General features: G+C 63.1%; 15 protein-coding genes. 11 read left to right on the top strand and 4 right to left on the bottom strand.

The window, feature by feature from the left end:
• Position 1: 1 nt before the first annotated feature.
• From FAX90_RS15215 to FAX90_RS15195, 5 genes are read left to right on the top strand one after another with little or no spacing between them, the layout of a single operon-like run.
• Positions 2–1210: an acyl-CoA dehydrogenase family protein gene (locus tag FAX90_RS15215; RefSeq protein WP_144098285.1), complete on the top strand. Its 1209-nt coding sequence runs from the start codon at positions 2–4 to the stop codon at positions 1208–1210.
• 26 nt (positions 1211–1236) lie between these two features.
• Positions 1237–2223, top strand: coding sequence for a thiamine pyrophosphate-dependent dehydrogenase E1 component subunit alpha (locus FAX90_RS15210; RefSeq protein WP_144098284.1), 987 nt, complete (start codon positions 1237–1239; stop codon positions 2221–2223).
• 16 nt (positions 2224–2239) lie between these two features.
• Complete coding sequence (locus tag FAX90_RS15205; RefSeq protein ID WP_144098283.1) at positions 2240–3253, top strand: alpha-ketoacid dehydrogenase subunit beta; 1014 nt, start codon at positions 2240–2242, stop codon at positions 3251–3253.
• Between the two features lie 14 nt (positions 3254–3267).
• Entirely contained in the window at positions 3268–4707 is a 1440-nt protein-coding gene (locus FAX90_RS15200; protein WP_144098282.1) for a 2-oxo acid dehydrogenase subunit E2, read from the top strand.
• 11 nt (positions 4708–4718) lie between these two features.
• Positions 4719–5255 (top strand): VOC family protein, encoded by a 537-nt coding sequence (locus tag FAX90_RS15195; RefSeq protein ID WP_144098281.1) that lies wholly within the window; start codon positions 4719–4721, stop codon positions 5253–5255.
• Between the two features lie 59 nt (positions 5256–5314).
• Here the strand turns inward: FAX90_RS15195 and FAX90_RS15190 are convergent, their stop codons facing one another.
• Genes FAX90_RS15190 through FAX90_RS15180 form a run of 3 tightly spaced genes read right to left on the bottom strand, consistent with a single transcriptional unit; the run spans position 5315 to position 8338 of the window.
• Positions 5315–6382 (bottom strand): phosphotransferase, encoded by a 1068-nt coding sequence (locus FAX90_RS15190; RefSeq protein ID WP_144098280.1) that lies wholly within the window; start codon positions 6380–6382, stop codon positions 5315–5317.
• 3 nt (positions 6383–6385) lie between these two features.
• On the bottom strand, positions 6386–7567 hold the full coding sequence (locus FAX90_RS15185; protein WP_144098279.1) for an acyl-CoA dehydrogenase family protein: 1182 nt from the start codon (positions 7565–7567) through the stop codon (positions 6386–6388).
• A gap of 12 nt (positions 7568–7579) precedes the next feature.
• Complete coding sequence (locus FAX90_RS15180; protein WP_144098278.1) at positions 7580–8338, bottom strand: SDR family NAD(P)-dependent oxidoreductase; 759 nt, start codon at positions 8336–8338, stop codon at positions 7580–7582.
• On the opposite strand from FAX90_RS15180, the gene FAX90_RS15175 reads away from it, so the two are divergent.
• From FAX90_RS15175 to FAX90_RS15150, 6 genes are all read left to right on the top strand, one after another.
• On the top strand, positions 8337–9089 hold the full coding sequence (locus tag FAX90_RS15175; protein ID WP_240704941.1) for a GntR family transcriptional regulator: 753 nt from the start codon (positions 8337–8339) through the stop codon (positions 9087–9089). The genes FAX90_RS15180 and FAX90_RS15175 overlap by 2 nt on opposite strands.
• A gap of 247 nt (positions 9090–9336) precedes the next feature.
• Positions 9337–10773: an aldehyde dehydrogenase family protein gene (locus FAX90_RS15170; protein ID WP_144098277.1), complete on the top strand. Its 1437-nt coding sequence runs from the start codon at positions 9337–9339 to the stop codon at positions 10771–10773.
• Positions 10774–10912: 139 nt separating this feature from the next.
• Positions 10913–11995 carry an alanine racemase gene (locus FAX90_RS15165; protein ID WP_205700713.1) on the top strand — a complete coding sequence of 361 codons (1083 nt, stop codon included), beginning with the start codon at positions 10913–10915 and terminating at the stop codon, positions 11993–11995.
• Positions 11995–12393: a RidA family protein gene (locus tag FAX90_RS15160; protein WP_144098275.1), complete on the top strand. Its 399-nt coding sequence runs from the start codon at positions 11995–11997 to the stop codon at positions 12391–12393. Before FAX90_RS15165 ends, FAX90_RS15160 begins: the two co-directional genes overlap by 1 nt.
• A gap of 178 nt (positions 12394–12571) precedes the next feature.
• Positions 12572–13777 carry an acetyltransferase domain-containing protein gene (locus FAX90_RS15155; protein ID WP_338080297.1) on the top strand — a complete coding sequence of 402 codons (1206 nt, stop codon included), beginning with the start codon at positions 12572–12574 and terminating at the stop codon, positions 13775–13777.
• 108 nt (positions 13778–13885) lie between these two features.
• Complete coding sequence (locus FAX90_RS15150; protein WP_144098274.1) at positions 13886–14596, top strand: cupin domain-containing protein; 711 nt, start codon at positions 13886–13888, stop codon at positions 14594–14596.
• A 72-nt stretch (positions 14597–14668) separates the two neighbouring features.
• On the opposite strand, the gene FAX90_RS15145 is transcribed toward FAX90_RS15150, so the two are convergent.
• Complete coding sequence (locus tag FAX90_RS15145) at positions 14669–15991, bottom strand: NAD(P)/FAD-dependent oxidoreductase (RefSeq protein ID WP_144098273.1); 1323 nt, start codon at positions 15989–15991, stop codon at positions 14669–14671.
• Between the last annotated feature and the right edge of the window lie 109 nt (positions 15992–16100).

Below are 16100 nucleotides of genomic sequence, written 5' to 3'. Positions count from 1 at the left end.
GATGGATATCGAGCTGACCCCGGAAGAGGAAAGCTTCCGCGAGGAAGTCCGGGACTTCCTCAATGCGAACCTCACCGACCGCATCCGCGAAGGTGCAGCCAGTTCGCCGACCGTGTTCGTCGAACCCGACATAGGGCAGGACTGGAACGCGGTGCTGAACGAACAGGGCTGGCTGGGGTATCAGTGGCCGAAGGAAGACGGCGGCACGGGCTGGACCCCGGTGCAGCGGTACATCTTCGAAAAGGAATGCGCGCTGGCCGGGGCGCCGAACCTGACCGTGCTGGGCCTGAAGCTCGTCGCGCCGGTGATTTTCAATTTCGGCACGCAAGAGCAGAAGGACAAGTACCTGCCCCGCATCCTGGCGGGTGAGGATTACTGGTGCCAGGGCTTTTCCGAACCGAACGCGGGATCCGATCTCGCCTCGCTCCAGACCCGCGCGGTCAGGCAGGGCGACAAGTACGTACTCAACGGATCGAAGATCTGGACCACGCACGCGCACTGGGCGAACAAGATGTTCGTGCTGGCCCGCACCGATGCCACGGTCAAGAAACAGGCCGGCATCAGCTTCTTCCTAGTCGACATGGACCAGCCGGGCATCTCGGTCCGCCCGATCCTGACGCTGGCCGGCGATCACGAAGTGAACCAGGTCTTCATGGAAGACGTGGAAGTCCCCGCCGACGACCTTGTCGGTGAAGAGGGGCAGGGCTGGACCATCGCCAAGTTCTTGCTGGAAAACGAACGCGGCGGTTCGTGCCACGCGCCCAAGCTGCTGTTCGATCTCGACCAGATCGAGACGATGGCGACGGACGTGCCTGACGGGCGCGGCGGCAAGCTGGCCGACGATCTCGACTGGCGCCGCCGCCTTGCAAAGCTGCGCCTGCGCATCCAGTCTCTCGAAGTGATCGAGCTGAAGATCCTGTCGCGCATCGCCAAGGGGCAGAAGCCGGGGCCGCAGACTTCGCTGACCAAGCTTCTGGCATCGAACCTGCGGCAGGACGTTGACCTTCTGGCCGTCGACCTGTTCGGTCCGGCGGGCCTGCAACTGCCGACCGCGCGCCCGCTGTATGGCGAAAACGCACCGGCTCCGTTCCGCTGCGAAAAGGCGCAGGTCGCCGCAGCTCGCTATCTTAACAGCCGTGCGTGGACGATCTTCGGCGGCACCGACGAAGTCCAGCGCACGATCATCGCCAAGACCGTGCTTGGCCTCTAAAAGAATTCCATACTCGGGAGAGAGACATGCAACTCAGCCGTGAAGACTTGCTGGAGGCCTATCGCAGGATGAAAATCATCCGCGATTTCGAGGACTTCCTCCACGAAGAGATCGCCAAGGGCGAAATCGCGGGCTTTACCCACCTCTATGCGGGGCAGGAAGCCGTCGCCGTGGGCGTCTGCGAACACCTGACCGACAATGACAAGATCGTCTCGACCCACCGCGGCCACGGCCACTGCCTTGCCAAGGGCTGCGACGTCGAAGCCATGATGAAGGAAATCTGGGGTAGCCGCGAAGGCCTGTGCAAGGGCAAGGGCGGTTCGATGCATATCGCCGACGTCGATAAGGGCATGCTGGGCGCCAACGGCATCGTCGGCGCAGGCGCGCCGATCGCGGTAGGCGCCGCCATCGCCGCGAAGATCGACGGCAAGGACGAAAACGGCAAGCTGCGTGTCGCCATTGCGTTTTCGGGCGACGGTGCCTGCAACCAGGGTACGACGTTCGAGGCGATGAACATGGCCGTCGTCACGCACGCCCCGGCAATCTTCGTGTTCGAGAACAACCATTATTCCGAACATACCGGCTTTGAATATGCGGTCGGCACCGACAAGGACATCGCCAGCCGCGCCGAGGCCTTCGGCATGAAGGTCTGGCGCGCCGACGGCACCGATTTCAGCGCGGTCCACGACACCATGAGCGAGGTTCTGGAATATGTCCGCGCGGGCAACGGCCCCGCCGCGGTCGAGTTCGATACCGAGCGTTTCTACGGCCACTTCGAAGGCGATCCGCAGCGTTACCGCGCCAAGGGCGAACTGGACCGCATCCGGGCAGAGCGCGACTGCATCAAGAAATTCCGCGAGACGGTGACCGAGGCGAAGCTGCTCGAAGGCGAGGAGCTCGACAAGATCGACGCCGAAGTCGCCACCCGGATCGAGAAGGCCGTCGAAGCGGCCCGCAAGGCCGAGCGGCCCACCGCCGAAGACGTCCTCGTCGACGTTTACATCGATTATTGAGCGGGAGAGCGAAACAATGGCTATCAAAATGTATCGCGACGCCGTTCGTGACACCATCTTCGAAGAAATGAAACGCGACTCCGACGTCGTCGTCCTTGGCGAAGACGTCGTTGGCGGCATGGGCACCGCAGGCGGACCCGAGGCGATCGGCGGTATCTGGTCGACCAGCGGCGGTTTCTACGAGGCGTTCGGCCCCGACCGCGTAATCGACACGCCGATTTCGGAAAGCGCCATCGTCGGCGCGGCGGGCGGGCTTGCGCTGTCGGGCAAGCGTCCGATCGCGGAACTGATGTTCGCCGACTTCATCGGCGTCAGCCTCGACCAGATCTGGAACCAGATCGCCAAGTTCCGCTACATGTTCGGCGGCAAGACCAAGTGCCCGGCGATCATCCGCTGCATCTATGGTGCAGGCTATAACGCGGCGGCACAGCACAGCCAGAGCCCGCATGCCATCCTGACCGGGATGCCGGGCCTCAAGGTCGTCATGCCGTCCACGCCTGCGGACGTGGCAGGCCTGATGCGCCAGGCGATCCGTGACGATGACCCGGTCATCTTCATGGAACACAAGGCGCTTTACGGCATCAAGGGCGAAGTGCCCGACGATCTGGATTATACCATCCCCTTCGGCCACGCGCGCCTGACACGGGCCGGACAGGACGTGACCATCCTTGCCACCGGCATGATGGTCGGCATGGCCGAGCGGGCTGCCGACAAGCTGGCTGAAGACGGCATCGGCGCGGACGTCATCGACCTTCGCACCACCAGCCCGCTGGACGAGGAAGCGATCCTCGATTCGGTCGAAGTGACCGGGCGGCTGGTGATCGTGGACGAAGCTCCGCCGCGTTGCAGCCTTGCGACCGATCTTGCCGCGATTGTCGCGAACAAGGCCTTCGCCAGCCTGAAGGCACCGATCGAGATGGTGACCGCGCCGCACACCCCGATCCCGTTCGCGCGGGAACTGGAAAGCGCATATTTGCCGAACCCCGACAAGATCGAGGCCGCCGTGCGCAAGGCCTTGGCCTACAATTAAAGGAGGCACGGATAATGTCTAAGATACGTGCTTTCACGATGCCGAAATGGGGCATCGAAATGACGGAAGGGACCATCGCCGAATGGAAGTTCGGCGAGGGCGACAGCTTTTCCAAGGGCGACCTGATCTGCCTTATCGAAACGGACAAGATCACTAACGAGGTCGAGGCCGAATACGACGCGACCGTTCGCAAGATCGTCGTGCCCAGCAGCGATCAGCCCGAACCGGTCGGCGCGCTTCTGGCCGTGTTCGACGACGGTTCCGCCAGCGATGACGACATCGCCAGGTTCGTGAACGACTTCGTCCCCGCACAGGGCGGCGTTGCCGAGGGCAAGCAGAAGAAGAAAGAGGGCGAACCCAAGGAAGCCGCGATCGAAGGGCACGAGGACAAGCCCAAGGCGGTCACGATCGACACCAACCGCCCGATCAGCCCCGAGGCGCTGAAACTGGCCGAGGCCGAAGGCGTCGACATTTCGGACATCGAAGGTTCGGGCCGCGAAGGCCGCATCACATTCCAGGACGTGCAGCAGGCGCTGCGCGGACCTTCGACGGCATCACCCAAGGGTACGGCTGTTCTTCCGGAAGAAACCGACGTCTTCGCATCGCCGCTGGCGCGCCGCATCGCGGCGATTCACGGGATCGAGCTTGGCTCGATCAAGGGCACCGGCGCGCGCGGGCGCATCTCGAAGAAGGACGTTCTCGCCAAGGTGCCGGAAGACACCGGTTCTTCCGCTCCCGCATCGTTCGGCGCGCCTTTCGAGGCCGTGGCGAACGAGGCGAAGGTCATCCCCTTCGACAAGATCCGCAAGGTCGTCGCCAAGCGGCTGACCGCCGCCAAGCAGAACATCCCGCACTTCTACCTTCGCGTCAGCGTCAGGGCGGACAAGATGCTGGAACTGCGCAAGACGGCGAACCTTGTCCTTGGCACCAAGGCATCGGTCAACGACTACATCGTCATGGGGGCGGCCAAGGCGCTGGCCAAACATCCCGAAGTCAACGTGCAATTGCATGGCGAGGAGATCCATTCCTTCGCGCATGCTGACGTTGCCGTGGCCGTGGCCAGTCCCAAGGGCCTTGTCACGCCGATCGTCCGGCAGGCGAACCGCATGCGGATCGACCAGATCGCGGCGAAGACCAAGGAGCTGATCGGCAAGGCCGGCGAGGGCAAGCTAGGCTTTGAGGAAATGGACGGCGGCACGTTCACCGTCTCCAACCTAGGCATGTTCGGGATCGAGAATTTCGACGCCATCATCAATCCGCCGCAGGGCGCGATCCTTGCCGTTGGCGGGGCGGAGCGCCGCGCGGTCGAAACCGATGACGGCGGGATCGAGTTCGCGACGATGATCTCGTTCACCTTGTCGGTCGACCACCGCGCAATCGACGGTGCGCTGGGCGCGCAGTTCCTCTCCACGTTCAAGGGGCTTCTCGAAAACCCCGAAGAACTCTTCGCATAAGGGAGGCTGCCATGCCCAAGGCCAACACAATCGCGGGTATCGGCCCGATCATGCAGAACGCCTACCTGCCGGAGGATTTCGACGCGGCGCTGAAGTACTGGACCGAGACAATGGGTGTCGGTCCTTTCTTCCTGCTCGAAAACATCCGGCTGGGCGACATGAAGTGCATGGGCGAACCGACGGACGCGGTCTTCACCGTTGCCATCGCCTACTGGAACGACATGCAGATCGAACTGGTGCGCCCCGACAACGATGCCCCCGCGCACTACACCGGCAAGTACAAGGTGCATGATCGCATGCATCACACCTGCCAGGTGGTCGAGGACATCGAGGTCGCCCGCAAGGCTGTCGAGGACGCAGGCGCGACGATCGTGGTCGAAGGCAAGGTCGGCGAGACCGGCTATGTCATCTATGCCGATCCCGGCTTTGGCGCAGGCGGCCTCGTGGAATTCGTCCAGCTTGCCGAAGGTGGGCCTGAATTCTTCGCGATGATGAAGGATGCGGCGGAAAACTGGGACGGCAGCGACCCGGTCCGCAAGCTGGGCTGATCAGGCCGCAGAGCCAGAAACCAAAAGAGCCGCCGGGATGACCGGCGGCTCTTCTCGTATCAGGTGCAGCGGTCCATCGCTTCTGCCGCCAGTCGGGCAAGCCGGGGGAAGGCCTCGGCGCGTTCCTTCGCCTGTGCGTTGGCGGCGGTGCCGCGGATAACGCGGCCCTTGATGCCGTGGAAGATCGCGGCTAACCGGAAGAACTGGAACGCGATGTAGAAGTCCCAGTTCGGAATGCTGTCACGCCCCATGCGCTTGCAATAGGCGGCAACGTATTCATCCTCGCTCGGAATGTTCAACGCGGCAAGGTCCGCCCCTTCGAGGCCCGCCACGATGTCGGGCGGCATGCGGTACATCATCGCGTGATAGGCAAAGTCGGCGAGCGGGTGGCCCAGCGTCGACAGTTCCCAGTCCAGCACTGCCAGAACGCGCGGTTCGGTCGGGTGGAAGATCATGTTGTCGCAGCGCATGTCGCCGTGGACGACGGTGGTCTCGTCACCATCCGGGATGTTTTCGGGCAGCCAGGCGACAAGGCGGTCCATGTCGTCGTTGCGGCCCGCTTCTTCGTCGGCAAGATACTGCTTGGACCAGCGGCCGATCTGGCGCGCGAAGTAGTTGCCCGGCTTGCCATAGTCGCCAAGGCCGACGGCCTCGTAATCGACGCTGTGGAGGTCGGCCATGACCTTGTTCATCGCATCGAAGTAGGCAGGCCGGTCCTCGCGGGATACTTCGGGGAAAGTCGCGTCCCAGAAGATGCGCCCTTCCACCATGCTCATCACGAAGAACCAGGTGCCGATGACATCGTCGTCGGTACAGATGCCGTAGACCTTGGGCACAGGAAAGCCTGCCTTGCCGAGGCCGGTCATGACCTTCGCCTCACGCTCCACCGCGTGTGCGCCTTTCAGCAGCTGGCCCGGTGGTTTGCGGCGCAGGACGTATTTCGCGCCCGGCGTGCTCAGCTTGTAGGTCGGGTTCGACTGCCCGCCCTTGAACTGTTCAATCGTCAGGGGGCCGGCAAAGCCTTCGACATTGTCTTCCATCCACGCGGTCAGGCTGTCTAAATCGACCTCGTAGCCCTCGCGAACCGGGGTGGTGCCGGTATTGGCCTCGGTGATGTCGTCAACCATGGCTCAATCCGCCTGCGCGTCGCGCCATTCGCGCTTGATCTTCTTGGCAAGCGACCATTTGTGGACCTCCGTCGGGCCGTCGTAGATACGGAAAGCGCGCACTTCGCGGAAGACCTGTTCGACGATCGTCTTGTCGGTCACGCCTGTGCCGCCCATGACCTGCACGCAGTTGTCGGCGATGCGCATCAGCGCTTCGGATACCGCGACCTTGGCCATGCTACTTTCCGTGGTGCCCAGATCGCCGGTGTCGAGCACGCTGGCGCACCAGTGGATCATCAGTTCGGCCTGCTGGATGTCGATCTTGTTCTGCGCCAGCATGAAGCCCACGCCTTCGTGATCGATCAGCGTCTTCCTGAACGCCTCGCGGCGGCAGGCGTAGTCGGTGGCGATTTCCTGCGCCCGGATGCACGCGCCAAGCCAGCGCATGCAGTGCGACAGGCGGGCGGGCGACAGGCGGACCTGAGCGTACTTGAACCCTTCGCCCGGCTGGCCCAGCAACTGGTCGGCCGGAACGCGCAGGTTCTCGATCTCGACCGTGGCGTGGCTGCCGGGCATCGAGGTGTCGATGGTGTTGGGCACGTCGACGATGCGGATGGCAGGATCGGGCAGATCGACCAGAAACATGCAAGCGCCGCCTTTGGAATCCTCTTCCTCGGACGCAGCCATGACGATGCCGACCTTCGCTCCGTCGGCGCCGGTGATGAAGGTCTTCTTGCCGTTGATGACCCAGTGATTGCCGTCCTTGCGGCAGGTCGTCTTCATCATCGAAGGATCGGAGCCCGCGCCGCCCCAATCGGCAGGTTCTGTCATGAAGAACGCACTGCGCGCATGGCCCGAGATCATGTTCTTCAGGAACCGGTCCTTCAGCTCGGGCGAACCGACGTGGCCAAGAAGGTACATGTTCCCCTCGTCAGGCGCCATCGTGTTGCAGGCCAGCGGGCCCAAGGGCGAAAGGCCGGACTTGATGAGAACGAGTGCCGTCTCGACCTGAGTAAGATGCGATCCATCGTCGAGGATATGCGGTGTCATCACGCCCGCCGCACGCGCCTTTTCGCGCATCTCGTCGACCATTTCATCCAGCGGCGCGCCATGATGGTCGCGCCGTGGGTCCTTTTCATAAGGTATCACGACTTCGCGAACGAAAGTCTCCACCTTGTCTGCGATAGCTTTTGCCCGATCGGTCATTCGTTTTCCCGCTTATAAAGTGCTGAGGAGGTGACCGCCATCGACCTCGATGACGGAGCCGGTCATGTATTGCGATGAATCCGAAGCGAGCAGCAGCAAGGGACCATCGAGATCGTCCAGATTGCCAAGCCTGCGCATCGAGATGCGTTTCACCATGGCCTGCCCGGCGCTGCTTTCGAAGAATTCGGCATTCATTTCGGTCTTGAAGTAACCCGGCGCGATGGCGTTCACCCTGATGCCGTAGCGCGCGAGTTCAAGCGCGGAGACCTTGGTCAGTTGCAGGGCTGCGGCTTTCGAAGCGGCATAAGTCGACACCATGCCGCCCTGCCGGATTCCGAGGATCGAGCCGATATTGATGATCGATCCGCCTGTGCCGCGCGCTTTCATCGCGCGTGCTACGGCCTGGGTCATCAGGAAGACGCCCTTGGCATTGGTGTCGACTACCGCATCCCAATCGTCCTCGCTCATGTCGAGCATGGCGCTTTCGCGCGTGATCCCGGCATTGTTCACGAGGATGTCGACCTGCGAGACGGCATCCGAGATGGACTCGATGCTCGCCGGATTGGTCACGTCGAGGCTGATCGCCTCGGCCCGCCCGCCCGCATCGTTTATGTCCTGGGCGAGAGCGGCCAGCGCCTCGATCCGTCTTGCGCCGATGAAGACCTTGGCACCAGCCTTGGCCAGCACCGTCGCGAAATGCGCGCCCAGCCCGCTTGATGCACCCGTGACGAGAGCCACCTTTCCGTGCAGATCGGCATTTATCTTCGTCATGGATCTCTCTGGCGACCTCTCTGGTATTTCTGGTAGAGTTATGGAACAAGATTGTGGAACAATCAAGGTGCAGGCGTTTATGAGCTTTCTGGACGAAGATGCGCAGGACACGGCCGGTTCCGAACCGGCCGGATCGTCACGCCGGGTCTACATCGGGATTATCAACGAGCTGGAGGCGCGGCGGCTGGTGCCGGGGCAGCGGTTAGCCGAAACCGATCTTGCGCGCCGATTCGAAGTCGGGCGGAACGCCGTGCGCGAGGCTATTCAGCATCTTGCCGCGCGCGGGGTGGTGGACCTCAGCGCCAATCGCTCTCCGGCTATCCGGCAATTGAGCGTGGAACAAAGCCTTGACGTTCTCGAAGTGGCTTGTGCCATGACGCAGCTGCTGGCTTGCAAGGCGGCGGAACGGTTCGATCCGCAGTGCCATGGTCAACAGCTCGACCGGGCATTGGCGGAACTGCAGGACACGGCCCGGCATGACGAGGGCGGGGCGTTTAATCGCGCCCGCCGGCAATTCTATCGCCTGCTCCTGTCGATTGCGGGCAACCACGAACTTCAGCGGCTTTTCCCAGCAGTTGGGATGCATATCATTCATGCGCAGTACGCGTCGCAGCGACTGCAGGATATCCGGCTTGCCGACTACATGCTGATCGCTGCCGCCGTGGCGGAAAACGACATCGACGCTGCACGGACCGCCGCGATCGGGCACACCCGGAACGTGCGCGCCCTGATCGAGAATTCGCAGCTCTAGTGGTAATTCCGGTGGCGTGAAGTCTGGCTGCCTGTGCGGCGGCGTTGGACGGGCTCCGTCCTTTCGACTGCGGTATTATACCGAGCAAGCGGCCATTTAAGGCAGATTCTGGCGAGCCGGTATCGGACTTTGCCTTGCGGGCGCTGATGGAAAGCCTTTAGCTCATGGTGTTCCACGCGATTTCGGCGGGCGATGTCTCGTCCCTTGCGAAATGCGCGCTTCGATAGCTGACCAAGGCAGAGCCACGATGACGACCACCTGCGACAAGTTCTACATCGACGGTGAATGGGTCGCCCCTGCCGCGCCGGGCAAAGTCCAGCCGGTCATCAGCCCCGTCAGCGAAGAGCAGATCGGCACGGTCAGCATGGGCGGGACCGAAGATGTCGAACGGGCGGTATCGGCCGCGCGCCGTGCCTTTCCGACGTTTTCGGCGACCTCTCCCGAAGAACGGGCGCAGATGCTGCAAAAGGTTCTCGCGCTGCTGGAGGAAAGGGCCGAGGATTTCGCACAGGCGATCACGCGCGAGATGGGTAGCGCGATTGCCTTTTCCCGCGCCGGGCAGGTGCCGTTCGGCATCGCGCACGTTCGCGCCGCGATCGAGGTCCTGGCCGATTTCCCGTTCCTTCGCCAGGAAGGGACGACGGCCATCGCGCGTGAACCGATCGGCGTGTGCGGGTTGATTACGCCCTGGAACTGGCCGCTTTACCAGGTCACGGCCAAAGTCGCCCCGGCACTGGCGACCGGCTGCACCATGGTGCTCAAGCCCAGCGAGCTTTCGCCGTTCAGCGCGCAGATGTTCGCGCAAGTCATCGATGACGCCGGCATTCCCGCCGGGGTCTTCAACATGATCATGGGTGGCGGCCCGGATGTCGGCGCCGCGCTTTCGAGCCACCCCGAAGTGGACATGGTGTCCATCACCGGATCGACGCGCGCGGGGATACAGGTGGCGCAGGCCGCCGCGCCGACCGTAAAGCGCGTGACGCAGGAACTGGGCGGAAAATCGCCCAACATCCTTCTGGACGATGCCGATTTCGCGCGCGTGGTTCCGCTTGGCGTCGGGGCTGCACTGCGCAACGTGGGGCAATCGTGCAGCGCGCCGACGCGCATGCTGGTGCCCAAAGAACGTCTTGCCGAAGTCGAGGAAATCGCGGCCGCTGCCGCGCAGGCGATGATCGTCGGCGACCCCGCGGACGAGGAAACGGTGCTCGGCCCTCTCGCCAACCGGCCGCAGTTCGACAAGGTCCAGTCTCTGATCGAAGTCGGCATCGCCGAAGGCGCGCGCCCGATCTGCGGCGGTCCCGGCCGGCCCGAGGGGCTGGAGCGTGGGTTCTTTGCCAAGGCGACCGTGTTCAGCGACGTGACCCAGGACCTGCGCATCGCGCGCGAGGAAATCTTCGGCCCTGTTCTCGTGCTCATCGGCTACGAGGACGAGGCAGACGCGGTCCGCATCGCGAACGACACCTGTTACGGCCTTGGCTCTCATGTGCAGTCGGCCGATCTGGAACGTGCGCGCCGCGTCGCAAGGCAGATCAGGGCCGGGCAAGTCCATATCAATCAACCCGCGTGGAGCGCGCACGCGGCCTTTGGCGGTTACAAGCAATCGGGCAATGGCCGCGAATATGGCGCGTTCGGTTTCGAGGAATACCTCGAGACAAAGGCCATGCTCGGCTATTTTCCCGAATGATCCGCCCGTCCGAAATTTACAGAACGAAGGAACCCTCACAGTGACCGAAACAGCGATACTCGAAACGGGGCGGGACGGGCAGGCCGCTGCGTCGATCAACGATCTGGAAACGCCCTGCCTCGTTCTCGACGTCGACAAGATGGACCGGAACGTGGCCCGCCTGCGCTCGCGGCTTGAGGGGTTCGGAGTATCGCTGCGCCCGCACCTGAAGACCGCCAAGTCGATCGAAGTGGCGCGCCGGGTGATGACATCGAACGAAGGCCCGGCCACGGTATCGACCCTTCGCGAGGCGGAGTTTTTCGCCGCCGCCGGGGTCAAGGACATCATTTACGCAGTGGGTATTGCCCCTGCAAAGCTGCCCAAGATCGCCGAATTGCGGCGCACCGGGTGCGATCTTGCCATCGTGCTGGACACGGTAGAGCAGGCCCGCGCCGTCGCGGACTTTTCGCGTGAGGCAGGCATGGCCATCCCCGCGTTGATCGAGATCGACTGCGACGGGCACCGCTCGGGCGTCCTGCCGCGCGATCGGCAGCGTCTCGTCGATATCGCCGCGGCCCTGACCGACGGGGCTGAGCTTCGCGGCGTCCTTACCCATGCCGGTGCCAGCTATGGCGCGCGGGGGGTAGAGGAACTGCGGCGCGCCGCCGAAGAGGAACGGCAGGCCGTCGTCGACGCCGCCACGATCCTGCGGGAGGCAGGCCACGAATGCCCTGTCGTCAGCATCGGGTCGACGCCGACGGCGCACCATGCCCAGAACCTTGATGGCGTCACCGAAGTGCGCGCCGGTGTTTTCGTGTTCTTCGATCTCGTCATGGCGGGCATCGGCATCTGCGATATCGACGATATCGCCGTCTCTGTGCTGGGCACGGTCATCGGCCACCAGGAAGAGAAAGGCTGGATCCTGATCGATGCGGGTTGGATGGCGATGTCACGCGACCGCGGCACGGCAAAACAGGACGTCGATCAGGGCTATGGCCTGGTCTGCGACATCGAGGGCAAGCCTTACGGCGACCTCATCCTTGCCGATGCGAACCAGGAACACGGCATCATCGCGGTTCGCGAAGGTTCCGATGCGAAGCTTCCCGACCTGAAGATCGGCGACCGGGTCCGCATCCTGCCCAATCACGCCTGCGCAACCGGCGCGCAGCATTCGTCCTATCACGTGGTGCGCGGCGGCAGCGATGCCGTCGAGGCCGAGTGGCCGCGTTTCGGAGGTTGGTGATGGCGACGAAGCACACGATTATCTCGACCGACAAGGCGCCCGCTCCGGCAGGGGCCTATTCGCAGGCGGTTCGCACGGGTCAGACCCTGTATATCTCGGGCCAGCTTCCGATCAGGGCCGACAAGGTGCCGCTGGACGACATGGCGCTGGAAGCACAGGCGCGGCAGGCCCTTGCGAACATGCTGGCGATCCTCGAGGCAGCCGGCGGATCGCCTGCGGACCTCGTGCGCGTCACCGCCTATATCGTAGGGGTCGAGAACTGGCCCAAGTTCAACGGCGTCTATGGCGAGATGCTGGGCGATGCACGCCCCGCGCGAACCGTGGTTCCGGTGCCGGAACTCCACTACGGTTATCTCGTCGAGGTGGACGCGATCGCGACACTTCCCGAAGGGATCTGATCGCGGGCTTCCCTGCAAGGGATCGGGGCGGAAAGGATCGGGTAGGGGCGGTAGATACTGCTCTTGCCCGCCTCGATTTTGAAACAATGCGCCAGTTTCTTCGCAAACTCGCCAATTGTATCGATCATCATGTGCGACATTATGCCTGCGACGTAATATCACCAGACGGAGGCGGATCATGGCAAGCAGTGCAACAATGCCGACAGCGCCGGCAGACTATGTCCCATCGGTGCAGACACCTGCGAAGGTGAAGTCCCGCCTTGCCAATATCGACGCCCTTCGCGGCTTCGTCATGGTCCTCATGCTGCTGGATCATCTGCGCGAAACCTGGTTCGTCAATTACATGGTCGCCGATCCGATCGACGCGGCGACCGTGATCCCCGCGATGGGTTTTGCCCGCTTTGCCGTCAGTTTCTGTGCCCCGATCTTCGTGGCGCTGACGGGGATGGGTGTCTACCTCTACAGCCTCAATCACACGGTGCAGGAAACGACATCGTACCTGGTAAAGCGCGGTGCGCTGCTGATCGTGATCGAGCTGGTCTATCTCTCTCCGCTCTACTGGGGAATCGTGCCGCAGCCGACGTTCTGGCTGCAGGTGATCTGGGCCATCGGCATCTGTATGATCGCGCTCGCCGCCCTGATGCGGCTGCCGCGCCCGGCGCTGATCGCGTTCGGCCTTGCCATCGTCTGCCTGCACAACCTGCTCGACCCGTTCCGGATGAGCGCGGACAACCCGCTCTTCCCGCTCTGGGCGATCCTGTATCAGCGCGACGTGATCCAGTTGCCCTTCGGCTTCGTCGCCAAGACGACGTACCCGATCCTGCCCTGGCTGGGTGTCATTTCGCTCGGCTATGCCGCAGGGGCCTGGTTCCGCCCGGACTATTCGGCAGAAAAGCGCAATCGCAACTTGCTGATGCTGGGTTTCGGCATGATCGCGGCCTTCATCCTGCTGCGCCTGCTCAACGTCTATGGCGACAAGCCCTGGTTCATGACCGAAGGCAATTCGGTGCGCAGCGTCATCAGCTTCATTTCGATGACGAAGTATCCGCCCTCGCTGCTGTTCCTGCTGCCCACGCTGGGCGGCGGCGCGCTGCTGCTGGTGTGGTTTGAAAAGATCGATGGCAGCATGTTGATCCGCACGCTGGCGCCCTTTGGCGCGGCTCCGATGTTCTTCTACCTGCTGCACCTCACCGTGCTGCGCATTCTCTATCACAGTGCGCTGGCGTTCTATGGCCCGAACAACGGCAACGCCTACATGTTCGACAACTACCACTGGGTGTTCCTGTGGTACCCGATCATGCTGGTCGTGCTCTACTTCCCGACCGTCTGGTACGCCGGGTTGAAGCGTCGCCGCCGCGATATCGCCTGGCTCAAGTATTTCTGACGACATGGCGCGCGCCTGCCCGGCGCGCGCCGACTTTTTCGCGGCCCGGTGTGATCTTCACCGATCCATCAGCACCGCGCGCCTGCCATGCCTTCACAGGAGATAAGTGTGACCACGACCACCGATTGTCCGACTTTCGTAGACCTGATCGCCCGTTCCAGCGGGACGGCACCAGCCGCCGATCCGTTCAACAGCGGTGCGCGCACCCTTGATGTAAAGGCCGGTCCCTGCCGCGTCATGGCGATCGCGCTCGATGCGGGCAGCGGCGAATCCGATGCCCTGGATGCCGATACTTTCGTGCTGGTGACGGACGGCGCGGTGCGCCTTTCCGGCGCCGACGGGACGGTCGATCTGGCCAAGGGCGAAAGCGCGGTCATCGCGCGCGGCACGCCGTTTTCGTGGGAGGCACAGGTGCCGGTCTCGATCATCGGCATGGCCTATCCCGATGGCGAGGGCGGGGCGGCGCAGATCATGGCGATCGACAACGACGCCGTGCTCAATCCGTCGAACCCGCCGTCGGATGAAGTCCTGATTTCCGAAAGGCCCTCTTGCCGTTCGAACAACCATTTCCTGTCCGCCGATGGCCAGTTCAGCTGCGGCGTGTGGGATTCAACGCCCTACACACGCAAGCCGATCTTTTTCCGCCACACCGAACTCATGCACTTGCTGGACGGTGAGATCGTCTTCGTCGACGCGGCGGGCACGTCGGCAACGTTCCGGAAAGGCGATACCCTGATTATCGAACAGGGCGCTGAAGTTTCCTGGGACAGCCAGGTCGACGTCGGCAAGATCTACGCGACGTTCAAACCCGCGGCCTGAGCCGCGTCGGTTCGGACCAAGCCGAACAGGCATCAGCCAGGGGCGCCGCCAAGCGTCCCTGGCTTTTTCGTGTCAGAGACCGCCGATTTCGAGCGGAGAGCCGTCGACCAGGCGCGACAGGCGGAAGGGTGTCGGGTCGACGCAGGGTTCGTCGTCCACCAGCAACTGGGACGCCAGCATGCCGATTCCCGGCCCCATGCCGAAACCATGGCCCGAACAACCCGCGGCCAGGACAAGGCCCTCGACCTGATCGACCTTGGAAATGACCGGGACCGCATCGGGCGAACAATCGACCAGCGCGCCCCACGCGCCTTCCATCTCGACATCGGCGAGCTGCGGAAACGTGGCGCGTACGTTCGCCATGATCTTGCGGACCAGCCATTGCTGCGGCGCGGGGTCGAGCACGCGGGTGCGTTCGAAGACCGTCTCGTCGTTGCGTAGCAGGGAGAGCAGCGATTCCGGCCCGGTCACGAACGAAGGGCCGACAGCCAGCCGGACGTTCTTCAGCCGCTTCATGAACTGGGGCAGGAATTCGCGCGAATAGCGCATGCCCTGCGGCGTCAGGTCGATGGTTGCCTTGCCGCTGATCGCCATTGTGTAACTGCCGTCCAGACGACGCGTCATCGCGAAATCGGGCGCATAGAGGCACGAGCCGACATCCTCGGTCGGCTTGGTGCGGATCGCCGTCTGACGCACGCCCGCCTGCGGAAAGCTGATGCCATGCGGGCGCAGGAAGCGCGATGCCCAGGCACCGGCCGCGCACAATACGGCGTTCGCCTTGATCAGGCCCTTTTCGGTGTGAACGCCGGTGATCCGGCCATTGGTGATGTCGAGCGAGCGCGCGGCGCAGTTCTGATGGATCGTCGCGCCATGCTTTCGCGCGCCAAGCGCGATGGCGGGGGCCGCAAGCGCGGGTTCGGCCTTGCCGTCGTTGGGCGAGGAAACGCCGCCGATCCATTTGCGCGGACCTTCGGGAATGTATTGCCGGATTTCCTCCGCGCTCAGGATTCGGGTTTCGACACCGTTTTCCAGGCCGAACGGGGTCCACTCGGCCCAGGCGGCAAGCTGTGCCTCGTTGTCGGTCGCGTAATAAAGGCCGCAGCGGCGAAAGCCGACGTCGTCGTCCAGTTCGGCCGAAAATTCATCCCACAGCCGCATCGCCACGGATGAAATCGCCATTTCGCGATAGTCGCGATTCTGCTGGCGGCACCAGCCCCAGTTGCGGCTGGATTGTTCGCAGGCCACGTGCCCCTTTTCGATCAGCGCGACCGAATGGCCGCCCCGCGCAAGGAAATATGCCGCCGAAACACCGACTATGCCGCCGCCGACGATGACGACGTCGACGGATTCGGGAAGGTGTTCGTCGCTGGCAATGCGTTCGACATAAGGTGACATCGTCTCTGGCCTCGACCAATCGTTCAGTACGGTTCATCGGACATTCCACCATCGCCCCGGCAGGTTATGTCGAAGATGCTCCGAAATACGTCGATTTCATGCGATTTGG

It is taken from the genome of Croceicoccus sediminis, assembly GCF_007570835.1.
GTDB classification, from domain to species: domain Bacteria; phylum Pseudomonadota; class Alphaproteobacteria; order Sphingomonadales; family Sphingomonadaceae; genus Croceicoccus; species Croceicoccus sediminis.
Note: the sequence above shows the minus strand (reverse complement) of the source record. Positions and strands in the feature narration are given on the sequence as shown.